This is a genomic window from Ruegeria sp. BE1, from assembly GCF_056538885.1.
The window spans coordinates 216,430-242,653 of the sequence record NZ_JBQFTY010000004.1 but is presented as its reverse complement, the minus strand read 5'-3'; the positions used below and the strand labels follow the sequence as shown (position 1 = coordinate 242,653).

The 26,224-nt window shown below is 59.3% G+C and carries 23 protein-coding genes; 12 read left to right on the top strand and 11 right to left on the bottom strand.

Annotation, left to right across the window (positions count from 1 at the left end; translation table 11 throughout):
* The first annotated feature begins 10 nt into the window (after positions 1–10).
* From ACR0J5_RS13965 to ACR0J5_RS13945, 5 genes are all read left to right on the top strand, one after another.
* A complete protein-coding gene (locus ACR0J5_RS13965; RefSeq protein ID WP_480654316.1) occupies positions 11–439 on the top strand; it encodes a hypothetical protein in 429 nt (142 codons plus the stop codon).
* Positions 440–563: 124 nt separating this feature from the next.
* The gene (locus ACR0J5_RS13960) at positions 564–1,772 is read left to right on the top strand and encodes a YcaO-like family protein (protein ID WP_480654314.1); all 1,209 of its coding nucleotides are present in this window, start codon (positions 564–566) and stop codon (positions 1,770–1,772) included.
* Positions 1,769–3,064 (top strand): TfuA-like protein, encoded by a 1,296-nt coding sequence (locus ACR0J5_RS13955; protein WP_480654312.1) that lies wholly within the window; start codon positions 1,769–1,771, stop codon positions 3,062–3,064. The genes ACR0J5_RS13960 and ACR0J5_RS13955 overlap by 4 nt, the downstream gene beginning before the upstream one ends.
* Before the next feature lie 24 nt (positions 3,065–3,088).
* Positions 3,089–4,384, top strand: coding sequence for a gluzincin family metallopeptidase (locus ACR0J5_RS13950; RefSeq protein WP_480654310.1), 1,296 nt, complete (start codon positions 3,089–3,091; stop codon positions 4,382–4,384).
* Between the two features lie 84 nt (positions 4,385–4,468).
* A complete protein-coding gene (locus tag ACR0J5_RS13945; RefSeq protein WP_480654308.1) occupies positions 4,469–5,380 on the top strand; it encodes a hypothetical protein in 912 nt (303 codons plus the stop codon).
* Between the two features lie 55 nt (positions 5,381–5,435).
* Here ACR0J5_RS13945 and ACR0J5_RS13940 read toward each other — a convergent pair whose 3' ends face one another.
* The 6 genes from ACR0J5_RS13940 to ACR0J5_RS13915 all read right to left on the bottom strand — a co-directional run bounded on the left by ACR0J5_RS13940 (position 5,436) and on the right by ACR0J5_RS13915 (position 13,292).
* Positions 5,436–7,205, bottom strand: coding sequence for an adenylate/guanylate cyclase domain-containing protein (locus ACR0J5_RS13940; RefSeq protein WP_480654306.1), 1,770 nt, complete (start codon positions 7,203–7,205; stop codon positions 5,436–5,438).
* A gap of 91 nt (positions 7,206–7,296) precedes the next feature.
* A complete protein-coding gene (locus tag ACR0J5_RS13935) occupies positions 7,297–7,911 on the bottom strand; it encodes a GNAT family N-acetyltransferase (RefSeq protein ID WP_480654304.1) in 615 nt (204 codons plus the stop codon).
* Between the two features lie 267 nt (positions 7,912–8,178).
* Positions 8,179–9,123: a substrate-binding domain-containing protein gene (locus ACR0J5_RS13930; protein ID WP_480654302.1), complete on the bottom strand. Its 945-nt coding sequence runs from the start codon at positions 9,121–9,123 to the stop codon at positions 8,179–8,181.
* 41 nt (positions 9,124–9,164) lie between these two features.
* On the bottom strand, positions 9,165–10,172 hold the full coding sequence (locus ACR0J5_RS13925; RefSeq protein WP_480654300.1) for an ABC transporter permease: 1,008 nt from the start codon (positions 10,170–10,172) through the stop codon (positions 9,165–9,167).
* On the bottom strand, positions 10,169–11,695 hold the full coding sequence (locus ACR0J5_RS13920) for a sugar ABC transporter ATP-binding protein (RefSeq protein WP_480654298.1): 1,527 nt from the start codon (positions 11,693–11,695) through the stop codon (positions 10,169–10,171). Before ACR0J5_RS13920 ends, ACR0J5_RS13925 begins: the two co-directional genes overlap by 4 nt.
* 43 nt (positions 11,696–11,738) lie before the next feature.
* A complete protein-coding gene (locus tag ACR0J5_RS13915) occupies positions 11,739–13,292 on the bottom strand; it encodes a UxaA family hydrolase (protein ID WP_480654296.1) in 1,554 nt (517 codons plus the stop codon).
* Between the two features lie 83 nt (positions 13,293–13,375).
* On the opposite strand from ACR0J5_RS13915, the gene ACR0J5_RS13910 reads away from it, so the two are divergent.
* Genes ACR0J5_RS13910 through ACR0J5_RS13885 form a run of 6 tightly spaced genes read left to right on the top strand, consistent with a single transcriptional unit; the run spans position 13,376 to position 19,037 of the window.
* Positions 13,376–14,113, top strand: coding sequence for a GntR family transcriptional regulator (locus tag ACR0J5_RS13910; protein WP_480654294.1), 738 nt, complete (start codon positions 13,376–13,378; stop codon positions 14,111–14,113).
* A complete protein-coding gene (locus ACR0J5_RS13905) occupies positions 14,110–15,162 on the top strand; it encodes an aldo/keto reductase (protein ID WP_480654292.1) in 1,053 nt (350 codons plus the stop codon). The genes ACR0J5_RS13910 and ACR0J5_RS13905 overlap by 4 nt, the downstream gene beginning before the upstream one ends.
* Positions 15,152–15,580 (top strand): RbsD/FucU family protein, encoded by a 429-nt coding sequence (locus ACR0J5_RS13900; RefSeq protein WP_480654290.1) that lies wholly within the window; start codon positions 15,152–15,154, stop codon positions 15,578–15,580. The genes ACR0J5_RS13905 and ACR0J5_RS13900 overlap by 11 nt, the downstream gene beginning before the upstream one ends.
* On the top strand, positions 15,577–16,407 hold the full coding sequence (locus ACR0J5_RS13895; protein ID WP_480654288.1) for an amidohydrolase family protein: 831 nt from the start codon (positions 15,577–15,579) through the stop codon (positions 16,405–16,407). The genes ACR0J5_RS13900 and ACR0J5_RS13895 overlap by 4 nt, the downstream gene beginning before the upstream one ends.
* 1 nt (position 16,408) lies before the next feature.
* Complete coding sequence (locus ACR0J5_RS13890; RefSeq protein ID WP_480654286.1) at positions 16,409–17,521, top strand: fumarylacetoacetate hydrolase family protein; 1,113 nt, start codon at positions 16,409–16,411, stop codon at positions 17,519–17,521.
* 13 nt (positions 17,522–17,534) lie between these two features.
* On the top strand, positions 17,535–19,037 hold the full coding sequence (locus tag ACR0J5_RS13885; protein WP_480654284.1) for an aldehyde dehydrogenase (NADP(+)): 1,503 nt from the start codon (positions 17,535–17,537) through the stop codon (positions 19,035–19,037).
* Between the two features lie 91 nt (positions 19,038–19,128).
* Here the strand turns inward: ACR0J5_RS13885 and phnY are convergent, their stop codons facing one another.
* Genes phnY through psrA form a run of 3 tightly spaced genes read right to left on the bottom strand, consistent with a single transcriptional unit; the run spans position 19,129 to position 23,014 of the window.
* Positions 19,129–20,577, bottom strand: coding sequence for a phosphonoacetaldehyde dehydrogenase (gene phnY, locus ACR0J5_RS13880; protein WP_480654282.1), 1,449 nt, complete (start codon positions 20,575–20,577; stop codon positions 19,129–19,131).
* A 12-nt stretch (positions 20,578–20,589) separates the two neighbouring features.
* A complete protein-coding gene (gene phnA, locus ACR0J5_RS13875; RefSeq protein WP_480654280.1) occupies positions 20,590–21,834 on the bottom strand; it encodes a phosphonoacetate hydrolase in 1,245 nt (414 codons plus the stop codon).
* A 52-nt stretch (positions 21,835–21,886) separates the two neighbouring features.
* Positions 21,887–23,014, bottom strand: coding sequence for an iron-containing alcohol dehydrogenase PsrA (psrA, locus tag ACR0J5_RS13870; protein WP_480654278.1), 1,128 nt, complete (start codon positions 23,012–23,014; stop codon positions 21,887–21,889).
* Positions 23,015–23,232: 218 nt separating this feature from the next.
* Here psrA and ACR0J5_RS13865 point away from each other — a divergent pair, with 218 nt between their 5' ends.
* The gene (locus ACR0J5_RS13865) at positions 23,233–23,904 is read left to right on the top strand and encodes a GntR family transcriptional regulator (RefSeq protein WP_480654276.1); all 672 of its coding nucleotides are present in this window, start codon (positions 23,233–23,235) and stop codon (positions 23,902–23,904) included.
* Between the two features lie 123 nt (positions 23,905–24,027).
* Here the strand turns inward: ACR0J5_RS13865 and ACR0J5_RS13860 are convergent, their stop codons facing one another.
* Both ACR0J5_RS13860 and ACR0J5_RS13855 read right to left on the bottom strand, forming a co-directional pair.
* On the bottom strand, positions 24,028–25,122 hold the full coding sequence (locus tag ACR0J5_RS13860; RefSeq protein WP_480654274.1) for a M24 family metallopeptidase: 1,095 nt from the start codon (positions 25,120–25,122) through the stop codon (positions 24,028–24,030).
* A gap of 153 nt (positions 25,123–25,275) precedes the next feature.
* Positions 25,276–26,196 carry a LysR family transcriptional regulator gene (locus ACR0J5_RS13855; RefSeq protein ID WP_480654272.1) on the bottom strand — a complete coding sequence of 307 codons (921 nt, stop codon included), beginning with the start codon at positions 26,194–26,196 and terminating at the stop codon, positions 25,276–25,278.
* Between the last annotated feature and the right edge of the window lie 28 nt (positions 26,197–26,224).

Below are 26,224 nucleotides of genomic sequence, written 5' to 3'. Positions count from 1 at the left end.
AATCCGGTGCTTGGGCAACTGCTCGCCTGCGCTGACAAGGTCGCCGACGCCTTTGCCGACTTCGACAATCCGCCCTGCAAAGGGCGAGCGCAGGATCGAGTTCTGTTCACGAGCGCAGGATCGAGTTCTGTTCAATCGCCTGTTGCAGGATCTCAATCTCGTGCTGCGCGTTGTCGACGCTTTGGGTCAGATCGGCAATTTCCTGAGTGTTTCAAGCCCGGCGCGGCGCACGATGATGCTTTCGCCGGTGACTGTGGTCGGGGTTGAGCCATACCAGCCCCATACCAATCCTGCGGTGATCAGTATGCCCAAACCGGTTAAGTCAAACCCGGATTTCGGCGGGATCACCGAACCAGCGTGTCCAGCTTATCAGCCGAAGATAGACGGTCGAGCGCGGCAGCACGGTAGATTTGTTCTTATCCCGATATATTTAACATAATACGCGTTACCCGATATACGCGATAGTTGACCGGATCACGGCGATCCATCATCCTGCACAGACAAAGACTGGCCCGGCGCTGAGATTTTGACGTTGCGGTTATGAATTTCAGCAAGGTCATATTATGCCCGATATTTCGCAAAAGCAGTATGTGTTGGACACACACAGGCTGCGTGATCCTGAACAGACGTTGCAGATCGTCGAACCGTTTCTCAAAACCATGGGCATTACCCGGATCGCAAACCTGACCGGGCTGGACCGGATTGGATTACCGACTGTTATGGTGTCCCGTCCCAATTCGAGGTCCGTCGCCGTATCGCTGGGCAAAGGGTTGTCCTTGGTGGCCGCCCGAGCCTCGGGCGTGATGGAGGCGGTTGAAGCGTGGCATGCCGAACGTGTTCAGGCCCCGCAGCGTCTGGCCCGGTTTTCAGATCTGAACGAAGAGGCATCCGTGGTTGACGTCGCGGGCCTGCCCCGGGTGACGGGTGGGCGATTTGATCCGAACCGCGATACACTTTGGGTTCAAGGCACGGATTTGGCCGCGGATCAGCCGTGTTGGGTGCCGCTGGAAATGGTGGATACGGATTATACGACGTCGCCACCTGCCGGAGGGCAAGGCGCTTTCCCACGCACGACCAACGGGCTGGCCTCGGGCAATAACCGGATCGAGGCCACCTGCCACGCAATTTGCGAACTCATTGAGCGGGATGCCACTACCCTATGGAGTCATCAGCCGGGCCTGCCACGTCTTGATCTGAGCAGCGTTGACCATCCGCTCTGCCTTGAAGCGATCGGCATGATCAAAAAGGCAGGGTTGGAGATTGGGGTTTGGGACACGACCTCGGACATCGGGGTTGCGTGTTTTCGCTGTGTGATCTGCGAGTCCGACGGACAGCCGGGGCATATCGGGATCGGGGATGGCTGCCACCCGGATCGGGCCATCGCCTTTCTGCGCGCCGTGACCGAGGCCGCCCAGACGCGGCTGACATATATCTCGGGTGCGCGTGATGATCTGGACCCGGCTGAGTTTACCGATCAGGCGAAAACAGAGCGGGCCCAATACATACGCGATCTGATCGACGACACCAAAGCGGATCAGAGCTTTCTTGACTGTCCTTCCATTGCGACAGGCTCTTTCGAAGAGGACCTTGCCGTGCTGTTGCAACGGCTGGCTGCGGTTGGGATCACGCAGGTTGTCTCGGTCGATCTGTCGCGGCCCGAGTTTGACGTTGCCGTGGTGCGTGCGGTTATCCCGGGTCTTGAGGCCCCCCATGACGATCCCGATTATGTAGCGGGCCCCCGGGCCGAGCGTATTCTGGCAGGTCAGTTATGAAGCCCGTTGTTTTTGTCGGCCCTACCCTGTCGCCCAAGGCCGTGTCCCAGCATTTGGATGCAAGGCTGTTGCCGCCTGTCCGGCAAGGGGATGTCTATCGGGTGGTCAAAGAAAACCCTCCGGCCATAGGCATTATCGATGGGTTTTTCGACGGCGTGCCCTCGGTCTGGCACAAGGAAATTCTCTGGGCGATGGAACAGGGCATCCCCGTGTTTGGCAGTGCAAGCATGGGCGCTTTGCGCGCCGCCGAACTGGCTGATTTCGGTATGATCGGTGTTGGTGCCATTTTTGAGGATTACCGCAGCGATGTGCTGCAGGATGATGACGAAGTGGCCGTTCTGCACAGCCCGGCTGAGCTTGGGTTTCAACCTCTCAGCGAACCCATGGTGTCGATCCGGGCCACGGTGGCAAAGGCCCAAAGCGACGGTGTATTGCCGCCCGATACAGCCACGCAAGTGCTAAGCCGCGCAAAGGCATTGCACTATCGCGAACGCATCTGGTCGGATATCCTTGGGTCCCTTCAGGATCAGCCAGGCGTGGATGATTTTGCGCACTGGCTGAAAGATGGGCGCGTTGATGCAAAGGCGACGGATGCGGTCGCCATGCTGCAAAAGATGGCTGATCATTTGGCAGGCACTCCCCTGCCCCCCATTGACACGGTCCGAACCGAACCAACGGTGATGTGGAAGGCGCTGCGGTCGCGCGTCGATGGAGAAACCGCATCAGATGCGGATGCCGTGATCGATGAGCTGCGGCTGCGGCCTGACCTTTATACCTCATTTCGCGACCGCGCCGTTTTGGCGCTGCTGGCCCGCGAAGAGACCACCCGACGCGGTCAGACGCCCGACCGTGCCGATCTGATCCGACAGATGGAGGCCCATCGCGGCGCCGCGGGTTTGACACGACGCGCTGATCTGATGGGCTGGATCGAAGACAACGATCTGACCCCCGAGCGCTATGAGGCAATGTTGACTGAAAGTGCCCAGACCGAGGCCGCCATCGCCGCGCGGGCCAACAGGTTACAGACGCAGCTGTTGACCCAGCTACGTCTGTCGGACGACTATCCAGAATTGCGCGACCGGGCCCGGAACAAGGCCCGATACACCGGTTCCGCCGGTCAGTCCGACGTGGATCGGTTAAGCCTTTTGGTTTGGTATTTTGAATCTCATCTTGACCAGGAGGTGCCCGATGATCTTGACTCTTACGCAGTGGCGCTGGGTCTGACCGGGCGCGATGCGTTTTATGAATTGATAAAAGCCGAGTATTTGTATCGCCAGAGGTCCTGCGACTAGGGGCCCGGCACCGGAGGGTATTACATGCACGACCCTGATCAGATCGAGGAGGAGCCGGGAACCCGGTTTTTACTTTACCCTCAGTCTCCTTTTCTGGAACCCGATGCACCGCTGGAACTTGTCGAAATTTCCGCCCCGCAGGGCAGTATTGGCCCGGGTCCGTCAGGCCCGCGCATGTACACGGTCAACCCGGTCGGAAAAACCACGCCCTATGGGGCGATTGTTCCGGGGCCCAACAGACCCGGTATGTATCTACCCCCCTGGGATGGATACATTCATCCCCCTGCCATGCCGGATGAGCTTGGCAATTTCATCCATATAGATCCGTCCGATCCCGCATTCGAAGCGGCCCATCTGTTTGGCTCGGCCCATTTTACCATGGATGTCTGGCAAGGCTATTTCGACCGCCCGATCCCCTGGCATTTCGCGCGGGATTTCGACCGGCTGGAGTTATCGCTGCTGCCCAGCCTCGACAATGCGCATATCGGATGGGGCTTTCTGGAAACCGGGGGAACACATGAACATGGGAATGAATACCGCCCCTACAGTCTGAACTTCGATGTGGTCGCGCATGAAATCGGGCATGCCATCATTTACAGCGTGATCGGAATGCCCTCGGACGGGGATGCGGGGGGTGAGTATTACGGGTTTCATGAATCTGCCGCAGATTTGGTGGCTTTGCTGGCGTCGTTGCATTTCGGGTCCGTGGTTGACGCATTGTTGGAGAACACGAAGGGAAACCTGTATTCGTTCAATCGTCTTAGCCGCTTTGCCGAATTGTCGGACAACGCCCAGATCCGTATGGCGGCCAATACCCGATCGCTGTCAGAGTTCGCTTCAGGATGGTCCAGCGAACACGCGCTGTCAGAACCGCTGACCGGAGCCATGTTCGACATATTTGTCGATATCTATCACGAACGGCTGCTGGTGCATGACCTGATCTCGGCCGAAGAAGAACACCTGTCTGACCAGTTGGAGGACTCGCCCAATTACAGCGAGGTGATGCAGGGCATTTTTGACGCCAGGTATGCAGAAAACCCCGAAGGGTTTCGCGTCGCTCTGCTTGAGGCGCGGGATTACCTTGGCACCTATCTGGCCGATGCATGGGAACGTCTGGATGCGGATATGCTCAGCTATTTCGGGGTAGAAAAAGCGCTGTTGGCCGTTGATCAGGAAATCACCGGCGGTGCCTTTCGCCGCATCATCGAAGGGAACTTTCGAATGCGCGATATCGGCCTGACAACCGCAGGACCGCGCGTGCCTGATCCCGAAGAAGACAGCCACTCAAACTCGGTCCGTACGCAGGTGCCGGGTGAATGACCAATTCCCTTTATTTTTGAACCGTTTTGTGGCATGCAAACCTAGGATGATTTTTGGATAATAAGCCCGGATTTTCTTGTTCGGGTGCATTTTAAAAAGGGGGAGATGAGGGTTCGGACTCCGTCGCTCCCACAATTGGGAGAGAGTGTTATGTCTGAGTCCCTTCTCAGTTTTTCAGAAGTGTTATTGTTTGGGCGAACAGTCGAAGAGATTAAAATCGACACGCAGACCAAGGTAAAAGCGGCGACCACGGCACCGCTCGACCCTTTGCAGGGTGACACCGTCGATGGTGTGCCGCTGAATGCCGGGGATCGTGTGCTGGTCAAGAACCAGGCCAAAGAGTCAGAGAACGGCATCTACACAGTTGCAGATGACGGTGACAATTCATGGTTCAACAAAACGCAATTCAAACGCGGCACGGTCATCAAGGTTAGACGTGGTACCCAGAAAGGTCTTTGGTTACAGGATGGTAACTTTGGTCTGGGCGAACAGAAATTCAAAGAAACGGACAAGCCCGGAAAACGGCGCGGTCAAAACAATCATTTGGCCGAACAACTGGATGATGATGCCCGGTTCGCCAGAATTTATGGCTTTGCCTATGAAGGCACGTACTATGAATTGCCTGAGCCCTGCATTTTCCTTGTGCATGGTGAGGGTGAAACAGCCACGATGGATAACGCGCCAGACACTCAAGGGGCTCGTGCGCCTGTCTCGCCCACTCTTTCAGGCGTTGCTTCTGCCGAGTACCAGATGGCCAACGATATCCGCGTCTGGGACTATGACAAGGCCGATTTCACCATCCGCATGGACGTGATGACTGGCCAGTTCGAACAGGTTCTGCTCGACATCTATTTCGGCTTTGACAGTCCTGCAATCAGCGGCGCCAAAGTATCGGGTGCCAAGGTGAGCGGTGCGAAAGTGTCCGGGGCCAAGGTCTCGGGTGCCAAAGTCAGCGGCGCGAAGGTCAGCGGGGCCAAGGCGCGCGGCGGCGACTAAGCCCGGCTGTTCAAGTTTCAGACCAAGGGCGCGTTGTTCACGCGCCCTTTTCTGTTCAGAACCCTGCCTTTTTCAGACCTTCGACAAAGTGCTGGGTGTCTTCTTCAAGACGATCCGGCAGAACCGCGCCCCAACGTTCGAGCGAGAAGTTGGGATGAGCAACCCGGTGTTTGTCCGCGATCTGACGGGCCAGGTCGGTTTGACCCAGCTGGGCGTAGCTGGCGGCCAGCATCCGCTGCCCCTCCGTCGGGTTGTTCATCTTGTTGACGGTTGCAATCACGTCGTCGTAGCGGCGCAGATTGTAGTAGGCTCCACCCAGATGCCACAGGTACTGATCCGGGAAATAGGGGTTCAGCCGCATCGCCTGCTGGATATGCGTGATCGCCGTTTCATTGTCGCCCGAATGGGCCAGAGCATCGGCAAAGTCGGAATGCATATCCGCATCGTTGGGATTAAGCGCCAAGGCCCGGCGATAAGACTGTAGCGCGGCGTCATGTTCCTTGCGGTACAGATGCACATAGCCCAGCTCTCCAAAACCGCGGGCATCGGTCGGGTCCAGCTCGATCGCGCGCTGCGCAAAGCTCAGCGCCTGATCCAGCGCGCTTGAGGGGTCCTCGGTCCAGGAATACCGCCAGTCGATATTCAGCGTACGTGACAACGCAGCGGCGGCGCGGGCATAGTTTTCATCCCGCGCCAAAGCGGACTGATAGAAATCCTGCGCTTTGCGATTGTCGTTCCGGGTGTATTTGAAAATATGATACTGGCCCTGCAACACCGACCCATATGCCTCAAGATCGGATGGGATCGACTGGATCATGCGCTGTTTTTCGTGGGATTCGATCATCACAGCTGTGGCCGCGACGATGCATTCTGTCACCTCGTCCAGAATATCGAAAATATCGTCGATCTTGCGGTCAAACCGCTCACCCCAGATGGTTCGTTCCGAGGTTGCGTCCACCAGTTCTGCAGAGATGCGAATGCGGCTGGCCGAGCGTCTGACGCTGCCACGGGCGACATAGCGCACGTTCAGCTTTTGCGCGGCCTCCTTTGGCGACATGGACTGCGTTTTGAAGAAAAATGACGAGTTCCGCGCAATGACGAAAAGATTGCGGAACTTGGACAGGTTCATGATGATGTCGTCGGTCAGACCTTCGGCAATCCAGCTGTCGGATTCGTCCCCGCCCTGGCTGCTGAAAGGCAGAATGGCGACCGAGGGCGTATCGGGGCGTTCCAGAATGTCGCCCGGCACATCCGGACGCATTGTCCCGGCCATTGTTGCCCCGGCGACCTCGCTGCGGACGCAGTAGGTCGAGACGGGCGAGAGGATGTTCTTGAGCTGCTTGGGCCCCAGAAACTCATAACCATAACGCAGCCGGTTGCAGACCTGATCATAGACAGCTGAGCTGACATAGACCCGTTCCGGTTCCGCGATTTCCTGAAGTCGGGCGGCGATATTGACGTTGTCGCCATGGATGCCGCGATCGTCGATCAGGATTTCACCCAGATGCACACCGGCCCGGAAATTGATTCGCTGATCATCGGGGCGGGATTGATTGTGCTGGCTGGCGATGCGGTGCAGCTCTACACCGAATTCCACCGCGCTGGTGGCCGTTTCGAACAGCGCCAGAACGCCGTCCCCGCGCACCTCGACCACGCGGCCCTGAAAGGCCGCGCAGGTTTCTTCCAGCTGCGTCATCAGTGATTTCAGCGCGTTATATGTATCGAGCTCATTCTCGCTCATGAGGCGAGAATAGCCGACAACATCGGCGAACAAGACCGCGCCCAGCTTTTGTGTAATTGATGGATTTGAACTTGAAGTGTTCACAATAGATACTCGTCTGGTCGTCCGTACTCGAACCCTGCCGTCATTTTATAACAAGAAATGCTTTTGCAATCTGAGAGCAAAATCACACCTGTTACGAACCATTGCCGATTTGCGGAGGCCAGGACCACGTCGATGCGTCGCCTGATCCAAACGTCACGACCGTTTTCGGGTCAAGCTCCTGCGCCAAAGCCGCGCGCCGGTCCAGCCAGTCCTGCCTGAGAATGCCGACCACGACCATATCGTGAAATGCCCCATCCGTATACCAGGCTTGCCGCATGGTCCCTTCAACCCGACATCCCAACCGTTCTACCAGATCACGGCTGATATGATTGTCATCCCGATAGTAGGACGTTAGCCGGTTCAAGCCAAGCTGCCGAAATGCGAAGTCAACCAATAGCGCGGTTGCCCGTATCGCAATTCCAAGACGCCGCGATGATTTTTCGACAAACATGGCCATGATGGCGTCGCGGTTGATGGGCGAAATCGCCTCAAGACCAGTTAGCCCAAGCAGGTCACCATTTGCCGACTCGACGACGAACCAGGATTTTCCCTTGCTGCCGGACGGGTCAAACGCATCGGACCATGAATCTTCGGTTTGGGCTTGGTTGAATGGAATGCGGGACGTGCGGTCAAATCTGGCCAGATCATCAATGTTCTGAAACCAGGGTGTAATGACCTCTAGATCCGCCTTCTCCAATGGACGCATTCTGAATACGCTGCTGGATGTATCTGGCAATGGATCAACTACCTTTAAATGAATTTTGAGAATATGGGCGCAACCCTAACACAATTATCCGAAAAACATGAAATCCCAAAATGAGTGTTCCGGCGGAATTGCACCGACCGTGGTTTTCGGGGACCAAAGCCCAAACGGAAACCGGCCCGCCTGAAACAGGCGGACCAGTCTACCGTGAGCTATATGTGTCTTTTTAGCATTTCGGGTTTCACCTTAGACAGGTAAAACCCCAAAGCTTTAGTCGTACAAAACGGCCGAGATTTTCGGGTCGTCCATGTTCGACGCGTCATAGTAGTAGAAGCCGGTGTCGATCAGTGATGGAACCTCTTCACCGTTCAGCGCGGCAACCGCTGCCTTGACCGTTTCATAGCCGATGCCAACCGGGTTCTGCGTGATCGCACCCGTCATCAGACCGCTTTTGATTGCGTCTTTCTGGGCCTTGCCGCTGTCATAGCCGATGATGACCAGACCCTCGGTGCCCAGTTCCTGCACACCGTTCACCACACCGATGGCCGAGCCTTCGTTGGTGCCGAAGATGCCATTCAGGTCCGGGTTCGCGGTCAGGATCGCCTTGGTCACCTCGGTCGATTTCAGGTGGTCACCCTGTCCGTATTGAACGGTGACAACTTCGATGTCCGGGTATTTCTCGGCCATGCGATTGACGAAACCGTCGCGGCGGTCGATCCCGGTGCGGCTGGTCTGGTCATGTGCCACAACGGCCACTTTGCCTTTGCCGCCCAGTTTCTCGGCCATCTTGTCTGCGGCCAGACCGGCCGCTGCAAGGTTGTCGGTTGTTGCGGTCGAAAGCGGGATGTCGCTGTCGACGCCACTGTCAAAGGCGATGATCGGAATACCCTTGTCATTGGCCTGCTTCAGCAGCGGGATTGCCGCCTGACTGTCCAGTGCCGCAAAGCCGATGGCCTTGGGGTTGTTGGCAAGCGCTGCCGCCAGCATGTCGATCTGGCGGTCTACCATGGTCTCGTTGTCGGGGCCTTCAAAGGTGATGGTGACGTTGTATTCATCCGCGGCCAGTTCGGCCCCTGACTTCACCGCCTGCCAGAACTGGTGCTGGAAACCTTTCGAGACCAGCGGGATATAGATATCCTCAGCTGCCGCCATCGAGGCCGGGCCCGCAATCGTGGCCGCGCTGAGCGCACCCAATAGGAAACGACGTGTAAACATGTTTTTCTCCTCCACTGTTTGTCGTTGTGTCTTTGCTTTGTTCAACCGGATTTCTTGCGCCGCGCCATGTCGGCATAGACGGCCAGAATGATGATCGCGCCGGTGACAACGGTCTGCCATTCCTGCGCCACGGACAGCACGCGCAGTCCGTTGGTCAGCACCGCCATGATCAGCGCCCCGATCAGCGTGCCCAGTATGGTGCCGCGCCCACCCGACAGGGACGTGCCGCCAATCACCACAGCCGCGATGGCCTCAAGCTCATACCCCAGACCCAGCGCTGGCTGGGCCGAGTTCAGGCGCGAAGCGATCAGGATGCCGCCGATACCGCAGATTGCACCCGCCAGAGCGTAGATGCGCATCTTCCACGCATCCGTGTTGACACCGGACAGGCGCACTGCCTCTTCGTTCGATCCCAGCGCAAATGTATAGCGGCCCAGAACCGTGCGGCTGAGGATGTAGGATGCCGCAATCGCCACCAGAAACAGGATCAGCACGCCGTTCGGGATGGGCAGCGCCGGAAACACTTCTCCGATCAGTGACCCGCGCGAGATTTGGTCGAATCCCGGCGTGTCATTGAAATAGATCGGTCGTGTGCCCGAGATGACCAGCGACAGACCCTTGAGGATCAGCATCATGCCTAGTGTGGCAATAAAGGGCGGGATTTTCATCTTGGCCACGAATGTACCCGAGCAAAGCCCGCAGAAAGCCCCCGCCGCAATCGCTGCTGCGACGCCCAGCAACAAGGGCATTCCCAGATAGGTCAGCACGACCCCCGCGATCACTGCGCAGAAGGTCATCAGCGTCCCCACGGACAGGTCGATCCCGCCGGTGATGATGACCAGAGTGGCCGCCACAGCCAAAACTCCGTTCACCGAGGTCGCCTGCAGAATCGCAATCATGTTCGAGGTTTGCATGAAATTCGGCGACGCGATTGAAAACCCGATCAGCAATGCGATCAGACTGGCGAAGGCCAGCAGCTTTTGATAGGCGCCGCTTTCCGACAGACCCGCAAGGGGTTTCTTTTTGTCGATATCCGTAGCTGTGGTCATTGGACTGTCCCTGTTACCTGCATCGCCGCCTCACGCTGGGTGGCCAGATGCATGATGTCTTCCTGAGTGGTGTCTTTTCCGCCGGGCAGGATGCCGGTCAGGCGGCCTTCGCACATCACCGCGATACGATGGCTCAGCCGCATGATCTCGGGCAGTTCCGACGAGATCACGATGATGGTCTTGCCCTGTTCGGCCAGTTCTTCGAGCAGTTTGTAGATCTCGGACTTTGCACCCACGTCGATGCCGCGAGTCGGTTCGTCAAAGATCAGGATGTCGCAATCGCGCAGCAGCCATTTTGCAATGACAACCTTTTGCTGGTTGCCGCCTGACAGCAGCCGCACCTCTTGCACATCTGACGGGGTGCGAATGCCCAGCTGGGCAATATAGCCTTTGGCGGTGGTGCTGATTTCACTGTCGTTCAGAACCCCTCCGGTCCCGGTGAACAGGTCCATCGACGCCAAGGCGATGTTGTCACGCACGTTCATACCCGTGGCCAGACCAAAATGCTTGCGATCCTCGGACAGGTATCCGATCCCGGCGCGCACGGCGTCTTTGGGCGATTTGATCGACACCTCTTTGCCATGCACCCGGATTTCGCCGCCCTCTTTCGGGTCGGCCCCGAATATGGCGCGGGCAACTTCGGTGCGCCCTGCCCCCATCAAACCGGCAAAGCCCAGAATCTCGCCCTTTTGAACGGAAAAGCTGACATCCCTGATCTCTTTACCGCGGGTCAGACTCTTGATTTCCAATGAGACCTCAGCACCCCCCAGATCGGGAACGTCCAGCGGTTCTTCGTTCACCTCGCGGCCCACCATCATCGCGATGATCTGGCTGATCGGTGTCTCGGAGGCGCCAACTGTGCCCACATATTCGCCGTCGCGCATGACGGTGACACGATCGGCGATCTGCTTCAGCTCATCCATTTTGTGGCTGATATAGACGATCCCCACGCCTTCGGCCTTGAGGCGGCGAATGATCACGAACAGCTCGGCAATCTCGGCGTCATTCAGGGCCGCAGTAGGTTCGTCCATGATCAGAACCTTGGACCGATAGGACAGTGCCTTGGCAATCTCGACCATCTGCTGTTTGGCGATGGTCAGGCTGCCAACCAGCGTTCTGGGGTCCAGATTCAGGTTCATCGAGGCAAAGATTTCGGCCGTTTGCGCATTCAGCGCGGCCTCATCCAAACGCCCAAAGCTTTTGCGCGGTTCGCGTCCGATAAAGATGTTCTGCGCCACGGTCAGATCGTTCATCAGGCTCAGTTCCTGATGGATGATGCCGATACCCAGATCCTGCGCTTCGCGCGGGGTGGTCGGACTGACCGACTGACCCCCGATCACCAGATCACCGCCATCGCGCTGATAGATGCCCGACAGGATTTTCATCAGCGTACTTTTCCCGGCCCCGTTCTCGCCCATCAGCGCGTGAACTTCGCCCGGGAACAGATCGAACTGCACGGATTTCAGCGCGTGCACGCCGGGGAAATACTTTTCGATCCCCTTCATATCGACCAGTTTTGTCATGTCTTCTCCCATATTGCCCCTCTCCCCAAGGGCGTGACGCAGGCTACATCACTGCGCCGATCTGCCAGGGCACGAACTCGACCCCGCCAAATCCAAGTTCCTCGCTTTTGGTTTTCTCGCCCGAGGCGACACGGATCAGAATCTCGAACAATTCCTCGCCCTTGGCCTCGATGCTGACGCCATCTGTGACGATGTCGCCGCAGTTCAGATCCATGTCGTCAGCCATGCGCGCGTACATCTCGGAATTGGTCGCCAGCTTGACGCAAGGCGTCGGCTGGTAGCCTGAGACCGATCCCCTGCCGGTCGTGAACACAATCAGGTTCGACCCCGACGCCACCTGCCCAGTGACCGAGCAGGGATCGAAACCGGGGCTGTCCATGAAGACAAAACCGGTTTTGTCCACGATCTCACCAAACTTGTAGACGCCGCGCAAAGGGGCGGTGCCGCCCTTGGCAACCGCGCCCAAAGACTTTTCCAGAATGGTCGTCAAACCGCCGCGCTTGTTGCCGGGGCTGGGGTTGTTGTCCATCTCACCGCCATTGCGCTCGGTATAATCTTCCCACCAGTGGATGCGCTCAATCAGCTGTTCACCGACCTCCACCGTTTCGGCGCGCCGGGTCAAAAGGTGTTCTGCGCCGTAGATTTCCGATGTCTCGGACAGGATCGTGGTGCCGCCATGGCGCACCAGAAGGTCAGAGGCATATCCCAAAGCAGGATTCGCGGTGATCCCGGAATACCCGTCCGATCCGCCGCACTGCATTCCCACAGTGATATGTCGGATTGGCGCCGGTTGCCGCGTGACCTGATTGGCCAGCTCGGCAATCCCTTGCACCTCTTTCAGCCCGCGTTCGATGGTCCGGCGCGTGCCGCCCTCGTTCTGGATCGTCATATAGCGCAAGGCGCCATCTGGCCGGATTGGGCGGCCCCCCACCAGATCGGCGACTTGCATCACTTCGCAACCCAGACCGATCAGCAGAATACCTGCGAAGTTCGGATGCTGCGCATAGCCCGCCAGGGTGCGGAACAGCGTGGCATAGCCCTCATCGGTCGCAGACATGCCACAGCCGGTGCCGTGAACGATCGGAACGATGCCATCCACGTTGGGATAGGCATCCAGAAGGCCGGACTTGTTGGCGGCCTCGGCAATAAAGCGGGCGACCGATCCGGAACAGTTTACCGTTGTCAGAATGCCGATATAGTTCCGCGTCCCGACCTTGCCATCCGCGCGGTGATAGCCCTGAAAGACGCGGTCGGACTGGATGCTTGGCAGCGGTGTATTGGCGCTGGCATGGGCATAGTCCTGCTGGTGATCGCCCATACCAAGGTTCTGCACATGGATATGTTCGCCTGGCGCAATATCCGCTTTGGCCTGCCCGATGATCTGCCCATAGCGAATCACATTCTCGCCCGCAGCAATTGCGGCGGTTGCGATTTTGTGCCCGCGTGACACCGATCCCAACAATGGAACCGGTACGCCCTCTGGCTGATCGCCCGAGGACAAGTCCCGCAAAGCAATAACAAGATTGTCATCCGGGTTCAGCTTGATCACGTCCCGCATACCGGCCGTTGCGTCTTTTGTTTGTTCGTCTGCTTGCATCGTTTTCCCGCTTGCTTGCCCAAACTGCTAAGCCGTGAAGACAGACTTGTCAACTAACATGTTAGTATGCTAGGCCAGCCGTTATGAACAAACCTCAGGATATTGATGCGACCCTTCTGCGGGACATCACAACGACCGAAGGGTCGCTGGCGCAGCGCGTTTATCTGGCGATCAAGCAAGCGATCCTCGCGCTTGATTTTCCGCCTGGTGCGAATCTGAGGAAGGCGCCGATCTGCGAACAGTTGGGCGTGTCGCGCGCACCTGTTTCCGAGGCGATCGCGCGATTGGCTGCCGAAGGGCTTGTCGATGTGGTGCCGCAATCGGGCACGCGCGTCTCATATTTCTCGATGACCGAGATTCATGAGGGGGCATTCCTGCGCGAAGCGCTTGAGCTGGCCGCTGTCGCCAAGGTTGCGCGCGACCTGACCGACGAACAACGCAAGAAGCTGAGCCGCAATATGCGCCTTCAGGAACTGCTGATCGAAGATGATGACATTCCCGGCTTTTACCAGGCGGACGAAGATTTTCACGCGCTGCTGATGGAGTTTACCGGCATCACCCGCCTGCCAGACGTGGCGCAGACGGTCTCGCTGCAGGTGAATCGTGCGCGTATGTTGTTGCTGCCGAAACCGGGCCGGATTGCGGAAACTCTGGCCGAACATCGCGCGATTCTGGAAGCGATCAACAACAACGACGCGTCTGCGGCGCAGCAGGCCATGCATGATCATCTGGGGCAGTTGATGCCCCGGATCGAACTGCTGCAACAGCAGCAACCGCATTTGTTCAACACCACTCCCCAACCCAGACGAGAGGCAGGATGACCGTTTCGCAAACCGAATTACTGAACCACCGGACCGCACGACCGGTGCCTCTGACCCGCATGGGGTTTGGCGGCGCGCCGTTGGGCAATCTTTATCGCAAAGTTTCGGACGAAGATGCGCAGGCGGCGCTGCAAGCAGCCTATGATGCAGGCATCCGTTTTTTCGACACGGCGCCGCAATACGGGCTGGGCCGGTCCGAACACCGTTTTGGCGAGGCCATCGCCCGGTTTGGCCGTGAAAACATCCAGCTGTCGACCAAGATCGGGCGTCTGTTGCTGGATTGCGAGCCGCATGAGGTCACACCCGAAGCCTTCGTGGATGTGCCGCAAAAACGCATTGTGTTCGACTATACCTATGACGGGGTGATGCGATCCTATGAGGCCAGCCGCGAGCGGATTGGCGTGGCCAATGCCGATATTCTGCTGGTCCATGATGTCTGCGTCTTCAGCCAGGGCAGTCAGGAAATGTCCGATGCAAAGGTCCGAGAGCTGTTCGACGGCGGCGGCTACAAAGCCCTGACCGAACTGCGCGCCGCCGGAGAGATTGCCGCGATCGGTGCCGGTGTGAACGAATGGCAGGTCTGCGAACGGCTTTTGGGTCTGGGCGATTTCGACGGGTTCCTGCTGGCCGGTCGCTATACGCTGCTGGAGCAGGAGGCGTTGGACAGTTTCCTGCCGCTCTGTGAAAAGCGCGACGTGGGGATCATTCTGGGCGGGCCCTATAACTCCGGCATTCTGGCGACCGGCGCAGTGCCCGGAGCCAAGTACAACTATGCCGATGCGCCCGATGACATTTTGGACCGCGTGCGCAAGATCGAAGCGGTTTGCGCCGCGCATGACACCCCGCTGATTGCGGCTGCGCTGCAGTTTGTACTGGGCCATCCCTGCGTCAAAACCGTGATCCCCGGTGCCGTAAACGCGGCTGAGGTGCAGGCCAATGTCGCCCTGCTGGATCGCGAGATTCCGGCCGCGCTGTGGTCTGATCTGCGCGGCGAGGGTCTGATCCGCGCAGACGCGCCGCTGCCGGGTGAAGCCGCCCATGCTGCGTAATATCGACCCCATCCTGTCGCCCGAACTGCTGCACGCCCTGCGGGCCATGGGCCATGGCGATGAAATCGTGATTGCGGATGCGAATTTTCCGGGTTCAAGCATTGGTCCAACCTGTATTCGCGCCGATGGGTCCTCGGCCAGTGAGATTCTGCGCGCGGTGCTGTCGGTTATGCCCTTGGACAGTTTCGTGCACGACCCGGCGCTGACCATGCAGGTGGTCGGCGATCCGGACGCGGTGCCCGAGGCGGTTGCCGATTTCCAGACCATCATCGATGCCACGGCGGACAACCCGGCCCGCGTGCAGGGGCTGGAACGCTTTGCCTTTTACGATCGCGCGGCCAGCGCCTTTGCCATCGTTCAGACGGGCGAGCGACGCTTGTACGGCAACATCATCCTCAAGAAAGGCGTCATTGGATGAGGATCGATGCACATCAGCATTTCTGGGCTGTGGCGCGGGGTGACTATGGCTGGCTGACACCAGAACTGACGGCCCTGTATCGCGATTTCACACCTCAGGATCTGACGCCTTTGCTGGCAGCCTCAGGTATTGACGCGACTGTGCTGGTGCAGGCTGCCCCCACGGTGGCCGAGACGCATTACATGCTGTCTCTGGCCGATCAGAACTCGTTTATCAAAGGCGTCGTCGGATGGGTAGATTTTGAGGCTGCCGATGCGCCTGCGCAAATCGCGGCTTTGACCGCACATCCGGCCTTGGTCGGGTTGCGGCCGATGATTCAGGACCTTCCGGACCCGAACTGGATGATCGCCGACGCTCTGACCCCGGCCTTTGAGGGGTTGCAGAGCCACGATCTGACCTTTGATGCCCTGACCCTGCCGCAGCATCTGGGGCCTTTGCGCCAACTGCTGGCCCGGCACCCAAATATGCGCGTGGTGATCGATCACGGATCGAAACCGCTGATCCGTGAAGGTGTCCTTGCGGGTTGGGCCGAAGACATGGCCGCTTTGGCCCGCGATACCGGCGCTTATTGCAAGCTCAGCGGTTTGGTGACCGAGGCCGCAGGCGACTGGACCATCGACGATCTGCGCCCCTATGTGGATCATTTGCTGACCACCTTCGGGCCCCAGCGTCTGATCTGGGGCAGCGATTGGCCGGTCTGCACCCTGGCCAGCAGCTATGACCGATGGGTCGCCACAACCGATGCGCTGCTTGCGGCGCTGACACAATCCGAACGCGATGCGATCCTGGGTGGGAATGCGGCGCGTGCCTATAACCTCAGGACCTGACATGACGAATATGAATTTGGACTCTGCCGGGCTGTGGCTTGGCCGAATAGAGCGGCCCGGTATCGGCCCCTGCGTTGTAACCCTGCGGGATGGCCAGTTGGTGGACATCACCGCCAAGGCTGCCCCGACAACACGCGATATTCTGGAGCGCGAGGATACTGCAGATTATGTGCGCTCTGCGCCGGGTCAGGCGATTGGGCCGCTGGACGGCGACCACATCTGGCTGGCCCCCTGCGACCTGCAATCTGTCAAAGCCTGCGGTGTGACCTTCGCCGGATCAATGGTTGAACGGGTGATCGAGGAACAGGCCGCAGGCGATCCCGCCAAGGCCGAGGCCATCCGCACACGTATCGGGGCGCGGATCGGTGATAGCCTGTCAAATGTCGTGCCGGGGTCCGAGGCTGCGGCAGAGGTCAAACAAGCTCTGATCGAAGAGGGGTTGTGGAGCCAGTATCTTGAGGTCGGCATCGGCCCCGATGCCGAGGTGTTTTCCAAGGCACAGGTTCTGTCCTCGGTGGGCTTTGGGGCGGATGTGGGCCTGCACCCGATCTCGACCTGGAACAACCCCGAGCCCGAGGTTGTTCTGGCGGTCACCTCACAGGGTCAGATCAAGGGCGCGACGCTGGGCAATGACGTGAACCTGCGCGATGTCGAAGGGCGCTCGGCCCTGCTGCTGAGCAAGGCCAAGGACAACAATGCCTCCTGCGCCATTGGCCCGATGATCCGGCTGTTTGACGACAGCTACACCTTGGATGATGTGCGCCAGGCGGAACTGACGCTGACGGTTTCCGGACCGGATGGGTTCGTTCTGAACGGCAGCTCATCCATGTCGCAGATCAGCCGAGACCCTGCCGATCTGGTGGGCCAGACCGTCGGGCGGCATCATCAGTACCCCGATGGGTTCATGCTGTTTCTGGGCACACTGTTTGCCCCGACGCAGGATCGCGACACGCCCGGTGGCGGGTTCACCCATAAGCTGGGCGATGTTGTCACCATTGCCAATGACAAATTGGGCGCGCTGACCAACACAGTGCGCCTGTCGACAGAGTGCCCGGAATGGACCTTCGGGGCCTCTCATCTCATGCGAAACCTGGCCCAACGCGGCCTGCTATAAGAAAGCGAAGATCATGTTGATCGGAAAACACCTGATTGCCGGCGACTGGGTCGGCTCGGACGCAACCTTTGCCTCGGAACCCGCGCATGGCCCCAGCCATGACTTTCCCGTTGGAACCCCCGCGCTGGTAGACGCCGCTGTTGAGGCAGCGGAAGAGGCATTCGCCACATTTGGCTGGTCCACCCGGGCCGAGCGCGCCACCCTGCTGCGCAAGATCGCCGATGAGATCGACGCGCGGGGCGATGCCATCACCGAGATCGGAACCCAGGAAACCGGCCTGCCTGAAGCCCGCCTTCAGGGCGAACGTGGCCGTACCGTGGGCCAGTTGCGCCTGTTTGCCGACCATATCGAACAGGGCGGCTATCTGGACATGCGCCACGACCCGGCCATGCCTGACCGCGCACCCCTGCCCCGCCCGGACCTGCGGATGATCCAGCGCCCGCTGGGCCCGGTGGCCGTGTTCGGCGCATCGAACTTTCCGCTGGCCTTCTCGGTGGCGGGTGGAGATACCGCTGCTGCCCTCGCCGCGGGGTGCCCGGTGGTGGTCAAGGGCCATTCGGCCCATCCCGGCACGGGTGAGATCGTGGCGCAGGCCATCGACGCGGCGATCAAAGCCTGCAGTGTACATCCCGGCGTGTTCTCTCTGGTGCAGGGCGGCAAGCGCGATGTGGGCACCCGTCTGGTGCAGCACCCGCTGATCCGCGCCGTGGGCTTTACCGGCAGTCTTGCGGGCGGGCGCGCGCTGTTCGACCTGTGCGCACAGCGCGACGAACCCATTCCGTTTTTTGGCGAGCTGGGCTCGGTCAACCCGATGTTCATCCTGCCGCAGGCCGCATCCGCACGTGGGGCACAGATCGGGACAGGTTGGGCCGGTTCGCTGACCATGGGTGCGGGTCAGTTCTGTACCAATCCGGGCATCGCCGTCATTATCGACGGCCCCGAGGCGGATGCGTTTCAGGCCGCGGCCGAGGCGGGCCTAACGGCTACCGCCGACCAGACCATGCTGACCGACGGTATCGCCGATGCCTATCGCGATGGCGTATCGCGGGTTGCCGCTGGCACCGGCGTGACCCAGATCATGGGCACAAGCTGCGAAACCCGTGACGCCGCGCCCTATCTGTTCTCGGTTTCCGGCGATGACTGGCTGGCTGATCGCAAGCTGCAGGAAGAGGTGTTCGGCCCTCTGGGTATCGTCGTGCGCGTCCGTGATGCGGCCCAGATGCAGCAAAGCGCCCGCGCCATCGAAGGGCAACTGACCTGTACGCTGCACCTGGACGATGGCGACACCGCCGACGCGCAGGCCCTGCTGCCGTTGTTGGAGCGCAAGGCAGGCCGTTTGCTGGCCAACAGTTTCCCCACCGGGGTCGAGGTCTGCGACAGCATGGTGCATGGCGGCCCCTACCCCGCCTCAACCAATTTTGGGGCGACATCCGTGGGTACGCTGTCCATCCGGCGGTTCCTGCGGCCTGTGTGCTATCAGGACATCCCGGCCAATCTGCTGCCAGAGCAGGTGTAACCGACGCGGAATATGTTCTGACGCTCAGAACCATGGAAACAAAAAAGCCCCGGCTCGAACGACCGGGGCTTTTTCTTGGTTCAGAGCGGGATCATTCCGGCCATGGCAGAGAGTAGGTTTTGACGTTTGTGAAGAACTTCATCGCTTCGATGACGCCTTCCTTGACGCCGTTGCCGCTGTCTTTGATGCCGCCGAAGGGGGACATTTCGATGCGGTAGCCAGGTTGTTCCCAGATGTTGCAGGTGCCCACGTCCAGACCGTTGATATAGGCAATCGCGCGGTTCAGGTCGTTGGTGCACACGCCCGAGGACAGGCCAAACTCGGTGCTGTTGGAAATCGCCATCACCGCCGCGTCATCGTCCGGCACGCGGACGATGGGCACGATGGGGCCAAAGGTTTCCTCCATCACCAGCTCGCTGTCATGGGGCACCTTGTCGACCACGATGGGCGGCAGCAGCGCGCCCTGACGGCCGGGGTGATAGAGGATTTCCGCCCCTTCCTTTTCAGCCTGATAGACGCGGTTTTCAAAGATCTCGGCCGCCTTGTCGTCGATCACGCAGCCCAGTTCGGTCGCAGGGTCCTGCGGGTCGCCGAACTTGATCTTTTTGGCCTTCTCCAGCACCAGCGGCACGAACTTGTCCGCCACGCTGTCCTGCACCAGAATGCGTTTGATCGCGGTGCAGCGCTGGCCCGAGTTGCCGGTGGCCCCGGCCACGGCGATGGTGGCGGCCTTGTCCAGATCGGCATCACTGAGGTCGTTCAGTACGATCAGGGGATCATTTCCGCCCAGCTCCAGCGCCTGCCGTTTGTACCCCGCTTTCGAGGCGATCATCTTGCCCACCGGCACGCCACCGGTGAAGGTGATGATGTCGATATTGTCATTGGTGATCATCTCGTCGCCAATGTCTTGCGGCCAGCCGGTGACCACCTGAAACATCTCGGGCGGCAGGCCGGCTTCGTACAGAATATCCGCCAGCGTCAGGCAGGTCAGCGGCGTCAGCTCGGTCGGTTTGCATACCATGCAGTTGTTGGTCGCAATGGCGGGCGCGATCTTGTGGCTGACCATGTTCAGCGGGTGGTTGAACGGGGTGATCGCGCTGATGGCCTTAACCGGCTCGCGCTTGGTGAAGATCTTGCGCGCCTTGCCGTTATGGGTCAGGTCGCAGGAAAAAATCTCACCATCATCCTTCAGCGCCTCGGCGGCGGCGAACTGGTAGACGTCCTGCGCGCGCTTGGTCTCATAGATCGCGTGCTGGTGGCAGATACCCAGTTCCAGCGTCAGCCATTTGGCCAGGTATTCGCGGCGCTCGCCGATCAGCTCGCCGGCGCGTTGCAGAATCTGGCTGCGCTCATACCGGGTCAGTTTGGGGGTGTAGTTCGCCGCGATCTCAAACGCCTTGCGCGCGTGCTCGGCCGTGCCCGCGGGCACATGGCCGACCACCTCGTTGGTATAGGGATAGTGCACGGGGACGGTGGCCTCGGTAAAGACCACCTCGCCGCCGATGCGCATGCCCTCATTGCGGATTTCAGAGCTGTTCATGGTCCCGTCCATTTACTGAGCCGCCGCTGTGGTGGCGTAGAAAAACGCGTCGAAATTGCGCAGCTCGGGCGCGTTGCCCAGATCGATGACGCGGTTGACGATAAAGGGAACCTCCTGCTCGGTCAGGCCCCCATGGCTGCGCAGCGGCTCTTTCAGCGCGGCCAGATCGTGGCGGTCGGCCGAGGTGCCGATGGTCATGTTCTCGCCCGAGATCATGACGATGTCCCCAATCCGGTCGGCGGGCAGCTCAAAGCGGCGGATCGCCTCTTCCTTGTCGACCACCAGGATCATGTCGTCAATTGCATCGAGTTTGGCCATGATGTCGGCCTTGTCCGCACCTTCGGGCAGATAGGCGGTGGCGAACGCGCCAAGCGCGCCGTGATGCACCACATAGGGGTCGGTGATCGGCAGGATCACACGGGCCTGACCTTCGCCCAGCCATTCGTCCATCAGGTCCTGCGCATAGATCACGTTTGGCTCGCCCGCTGCGTTATGCTTGGGCTTCATGCCGTGGTCTGCGGTGACGACGATGGCCGCACCCAGCTCATCCAGCTGCGCCAGATACTTGTCGAACATGGCATAGAAATCCAGCGCGCCCTGCTGTTCGGGGGCGAATTTGTGCTGGATGTAGTCCGTGGTCGACAGATACATAATGTCGGGCTTGAATTCCTTCAGCAGCTTGACGCCCGCGGCAAAGACAAATTCGGACAGCTCAGCGGAATAGACCTCGGGCACCGGCATGCCCAGCCAATCGCTGGCATTGTCGATGCCGTGCTCGGCCTTCGTCGTCTCACCCGAACGTTCGGACGAGAACGCCACCGCGCGATCTTCGTCGAACTTCAGCCCCGCGCCCAGCAGCGCGCGCAGCTTGTCCTTGGCGGTGACCATGGCAACGCGATACCCGGCCTCGTAAAACTGCGAGAAGATGGTCGGCGCGCGCAGGAACCGCACATCGTTCATCATCACCTCTTCGCCGCTGTCGGGGTCGATCAGGTAGTTGCCGCAGATGCCATGCACGCTGGGCGGGCGGCCAGTTGCGATGGACAGGTTGTTGGGGTTGGTGAACGACGGGATCACCGAATGCGCCAGACGGTCGGTGCCGGTCTCGCGAATGCGCTTGAGCGTCGGCATCAGGCCCTTGGCGATTGCCACTTCCAGATATTCCGGCTCGCATCCGTCCAGACAGATCGCAATCGCAGGAACCTTGGGTGCAGGGTAAACCCGCTCATTCGCTGTGATAGGGGTGTGAATGGTCATTTGGGGGTCCTTGGTAAGGGCGCTTTTGCGCCTGAGTTGGATTTGAATTCAATCACGCCACTTTGGGGCGTTGGGTCTGCATGGCTTTCTCGGCTTCGAGAAAGGCGGCTTTGGTTCCGGCAAAGTTTCGGCCCCGCTCACCCGCGAAGGCCGCGTCGATAATGTCTGCCCGCTGACTGTCAGAAATGCCGTATTCTGCGAACCGGGTGGCAACGCCGAGGCTGGTCAGAAAGCTGTTCAGCGTGTCTGCCCCTGCGATCAGGTCCGGCCCGAACACTGCATGCAGCGCCTCCTGCCGAAATCCGCCAATCCCGGCGACCGAGCGCAGGATCATCGGCAGCGTAAAGGAACACGCGATGCCGTGCTGCACCCCCCATCCCAGCGTAATGGGATAGGACAGGTTATGTGCTATGGCCGTTTTGGTGTTGGAAAAGGCGAGCCCGGCGCTCAGCGACGCCTCGGCCATTCGGGCGCGCAATTGCAGGTTGCCCAAATCGCTGAGCAGCGCGGGCAAAGTGTCCAGAACCTGCCGGGCGGCAGCGACAGCATGGCACGCCGAGATCGGATTGGCGTTGACGTTCCAGATGCTTTCCAATGCGTGCGACAGCGTATCCAGACCGGTAGCCAGCGTCAGCCCATACGGTTTGTTCACCATCAGCGCCGGATCGATCACGGCGGCTTCGGGATAGAGGTCGGGCCGCGCCAGCGAGTATTTCTTGCCCGTCTCTTCTTGCCAGACCGTGGCCCAGCAGGTGACCTCACTGCCGGTTCCCGCCGTTGTGGGGATGGCGATGATCGGCGTGGCGCTTAAGGTTTCACCCCCTGCCTTGGTTTCCAGATATTCGGCGACCTTGCTAAAATCACCGTCGGCAGCGGCGAAGACCTTGGCCGAGTCGATCACAGAACCGCCGCCCAAAGCGACGATCACTTCGACTTTTTGCGCGATTTGCCGGAAACGCGCGCATTGGGTCCGCAACAGGCGATAATCCGGGTTCGGAGCAATGTCATTTATCACCAGCGCAGCAGGTCCAGCGGCATCTGCCAATTGTTGCGTCAATGCCAGCGATCTGTCGTCTGGATAAGTGATCAGCGCATAGCGGCGACCAGCGATCAGTTTCGGAACCTGATTGAACACCCCACTGCCGAACAGGGTTTTGACCGGGTTTGAATATGTCCACATCCGGGGCCTCTTGGAATATGAGGATTCGCTGGTTTGGCCGCAATCTGGTGGAAATCGTTTCATCGGTCCAATAGATTGTTTTGATGTTTTGTATTGGCTGGAACTATAGGAAAAACACGCAACGATCCGCGCGCCAAACTTCGCAATTTGAAGGGCTTGGAAACCATCCTCTCTCTTTGTATTTTGGATACACTTTCCTGATGCCCGAGGCCGATCAAATGCCCAAAACCCGCGCGATTGCCCGGCAAAGCCTACCCCAAGCCATTGCCGATGATCTGCGCGAACGGATTCTCAGTGGTGAACTGGCCGAGGGCGAAGCTATCCGTCAGGAGGCCCTGGCCGAAGAATATGATGTCTCGCGCATGCCGATCCGCGAGGCTTTGAAACGGTTGGACGCCGAAGGGCTGGTGCAATTGACCAACAACCGGGGGGCCTCGGTGACCACGCATTCCATGTCGGAAATCGGTGAGATTTTCGATTTACGCACCCTGCTGGAGGTTGATCTGTTCGCGCGGGCCATTCCGCAAATAACCGAGGCTGACTTTATAGCTTGCGAACGCCTTCTTGAGGATATGGAGTCATCCTATGACGCCCTGGATGTCGCACGGTGGGGCAGTTTGAACACACAATACCACGCGGCCCTTTATGCTGCGGCGCATCGGGGGTTGAGTTCCGAGATTCTGCAGCGGCTCAACATTCAGGCCGACCGCTATGTGCGCATGCACCTGAGTGTTATGGAGCAGCGCGACCCGGCCAAGAAAGACCATCGTGCGTTGCTGGCTCTGGCCCGCGCCAGGCAAACCACCGAGGCGTGTGAGCTGCTGACCCGCCACATTCAGCGCACCAAAGATGAACTGTTAGAGATGGTACGGGCCACGCGCAAAACCTGACTAGGGCGTTTCGGGTTTTACCTGAATCACTCTGCGACACGAATGTCCCGAAAACGCCGCAGGCGTGGCAGGGTACACGTGTGTCAAGTTAAACCCGAGACGCTTTAGGGAAAGTGACCGTTATCAGCGCCCGATAATAGTCAGCTCTTTGGGAAAGCTGGTCAGGGACCGGCAGCCATCTTCGGTCACCAGCACATCATCTTCGATGCGGACCCCGAAATTACCCAGATCGTAAAGTCCGGGCTCGTTCGTCCAGACCATGCCGGTGCGGATTTCCTGATGGTTTCCGCGCATGATATACGGGGCCTCGTGCACGTCACGCCCCAACCCGTGGCCTGTCTTGGTGCGGATGCGATCCGCATAGGCCGAAGCCTCAAGCACACGGGTGACGGCGTCATCGATGTCATGGGCCGAAACGCCGGGGCGGCAGGCCTCGAACCCGGCCAGGTTGGCCCGCAGCACCGTGTCATAAACATCCCGGCCCTCATCCGAGACCTCGGCAACAAAGAACGTGCGCGTGATGTCTGCGGCAAAGCCATCCTTGCGCGCGCCGAAATCAAACAGAAGCGCATCGCCGGGTTTGATCTGATAGTCCACGCGGGCCGCGCCATGGGGCCGGGCCGAGTTGTCACCCGCGACAACGATTGGCCCGAAAGCCAGCGATTCTGCGCATTCGGCAAACAGGGCTTGAATCAACGCCTGTTCAATCTGCTTCTCGGTCTGGCCAACCCGGACATCCGCGATCACACGCTCAAGCGCCCGTTCCGAGATATCTATCGCAGCCTGCAACGCCTGAATGTCCTCTGGGGTCTTGATGATCCTCAGGCCGGAGATTTCGCGCTCGGCATCCACGATTTGCAAACCGGGCATTGCCTGAGTCAGCGCCTTGGACACAAAAACGCGCATCACCTGCCCCTCGACGGCCACGGATTTAAGCGGCATCGCCTTGGCCAAGGCGGCAAAGGCATCGTCGTACCCGGTCTGGTCCATCCAGTCAAAGACCTCACCCTCGAAACCGACCAGCGCCCATGTTCCCAATTCAAGATTGGGCATAATCGCAGCGGGTGCGCCCTGGGCCGGGATGACCACCACAATAGGGCGCTCATGGCTTGGAAAGGGTTTTCCAAAGGCCCGTGTAAAGTTTGGGCCGGGCACCAAAGCTACGGCATCCACGGACATGATTTGCGCCAGTTGGCGGTATTCGGAAAGATCCGGCATCAGGGGCGGCCTCCTGTTTTGTGATTAGACCGCGCATGGCATGGCTGTGGTCTGGAAAAGGTGTCTTGTCCGATGCTTACACCAATTCAGATGTATTCGCCCAGCGGTTAGATGGCATAGCCCCAAAGACCCATTGGACGGGGGAATATGATCTCAGTCCTGAAAGGTCGGCGTCACGCCGACCGGAGGGTTTTCACGAATATACTGGCCGATACGGTCCAGCAACGGCCTGCGGGGACAACCGGGCCGGGTCGCGGCGCCAAGGTTGCGCAGGTTGCCGGGGGCGTCGAAAGGAATAAAGCACAAGGGCCAGTTGTCGCCCTTGAACTGCTCGGCCGCCAGCGCCGAGACGATGGTGCAGTCATCCGAATGGCAAATATGCCGGCAGATCGTTTCGAACCGCAAAGCGCTCAGATCAAAGCGTTTGCTGGCCCGGTTCGACGGGTCCGATTTGGGCAGGCGATCTTCCAGATCATAGCCGAAACTATGGGGTAGCCGGATAAAATCATGCGAGGGCACGTCCTCGGGTGCGATCGAGGGCAACTGACACAGCGGATGCCCCTCGCGCACAGCAAGAAACAGTGGTTCGGCCCAGATTGAGGTGAAATCCAGTGCGGCAGAGTTGTTCACCTTGGCCACCAGCGCAAGGTCCAGCGTGTGGTCCTCGACCATTTGCAGCATGTTATGCGGCAGGTCTTCGACCATCTTGACCCGCATTCTGGGGAACAGCGTGCTGAACAGTTCCGAGAAATACTGAGTCAGGTAAGGGGCCAAGGTGGGCGTCATGCCCACATGAAACGGCACGGCCTCGGGGTCGCGGAACTGGGTTGCAGTGTCGCGCAGGGTCTGGGCGTCGTTCAGGATACGCTCGGCAATGGCGATCACACGTTCCCCGCACAGTGTCGGGCGTACCTCATTGTTGAGGCGCAGGAACAGATCGGCGCCCAGTTCCTGTTCAAGCTTTTTGATCTGGTTGGACAATGCGGGCTGAGACACGTTGCAGGCGACCGCCGCCTGGCTGAACTGACCGTGTTTGGCGATGGCCAGAACATATTCCAAATCTCTGAAATTCATGATTGCGGCTATTCGATACTCTTATAAG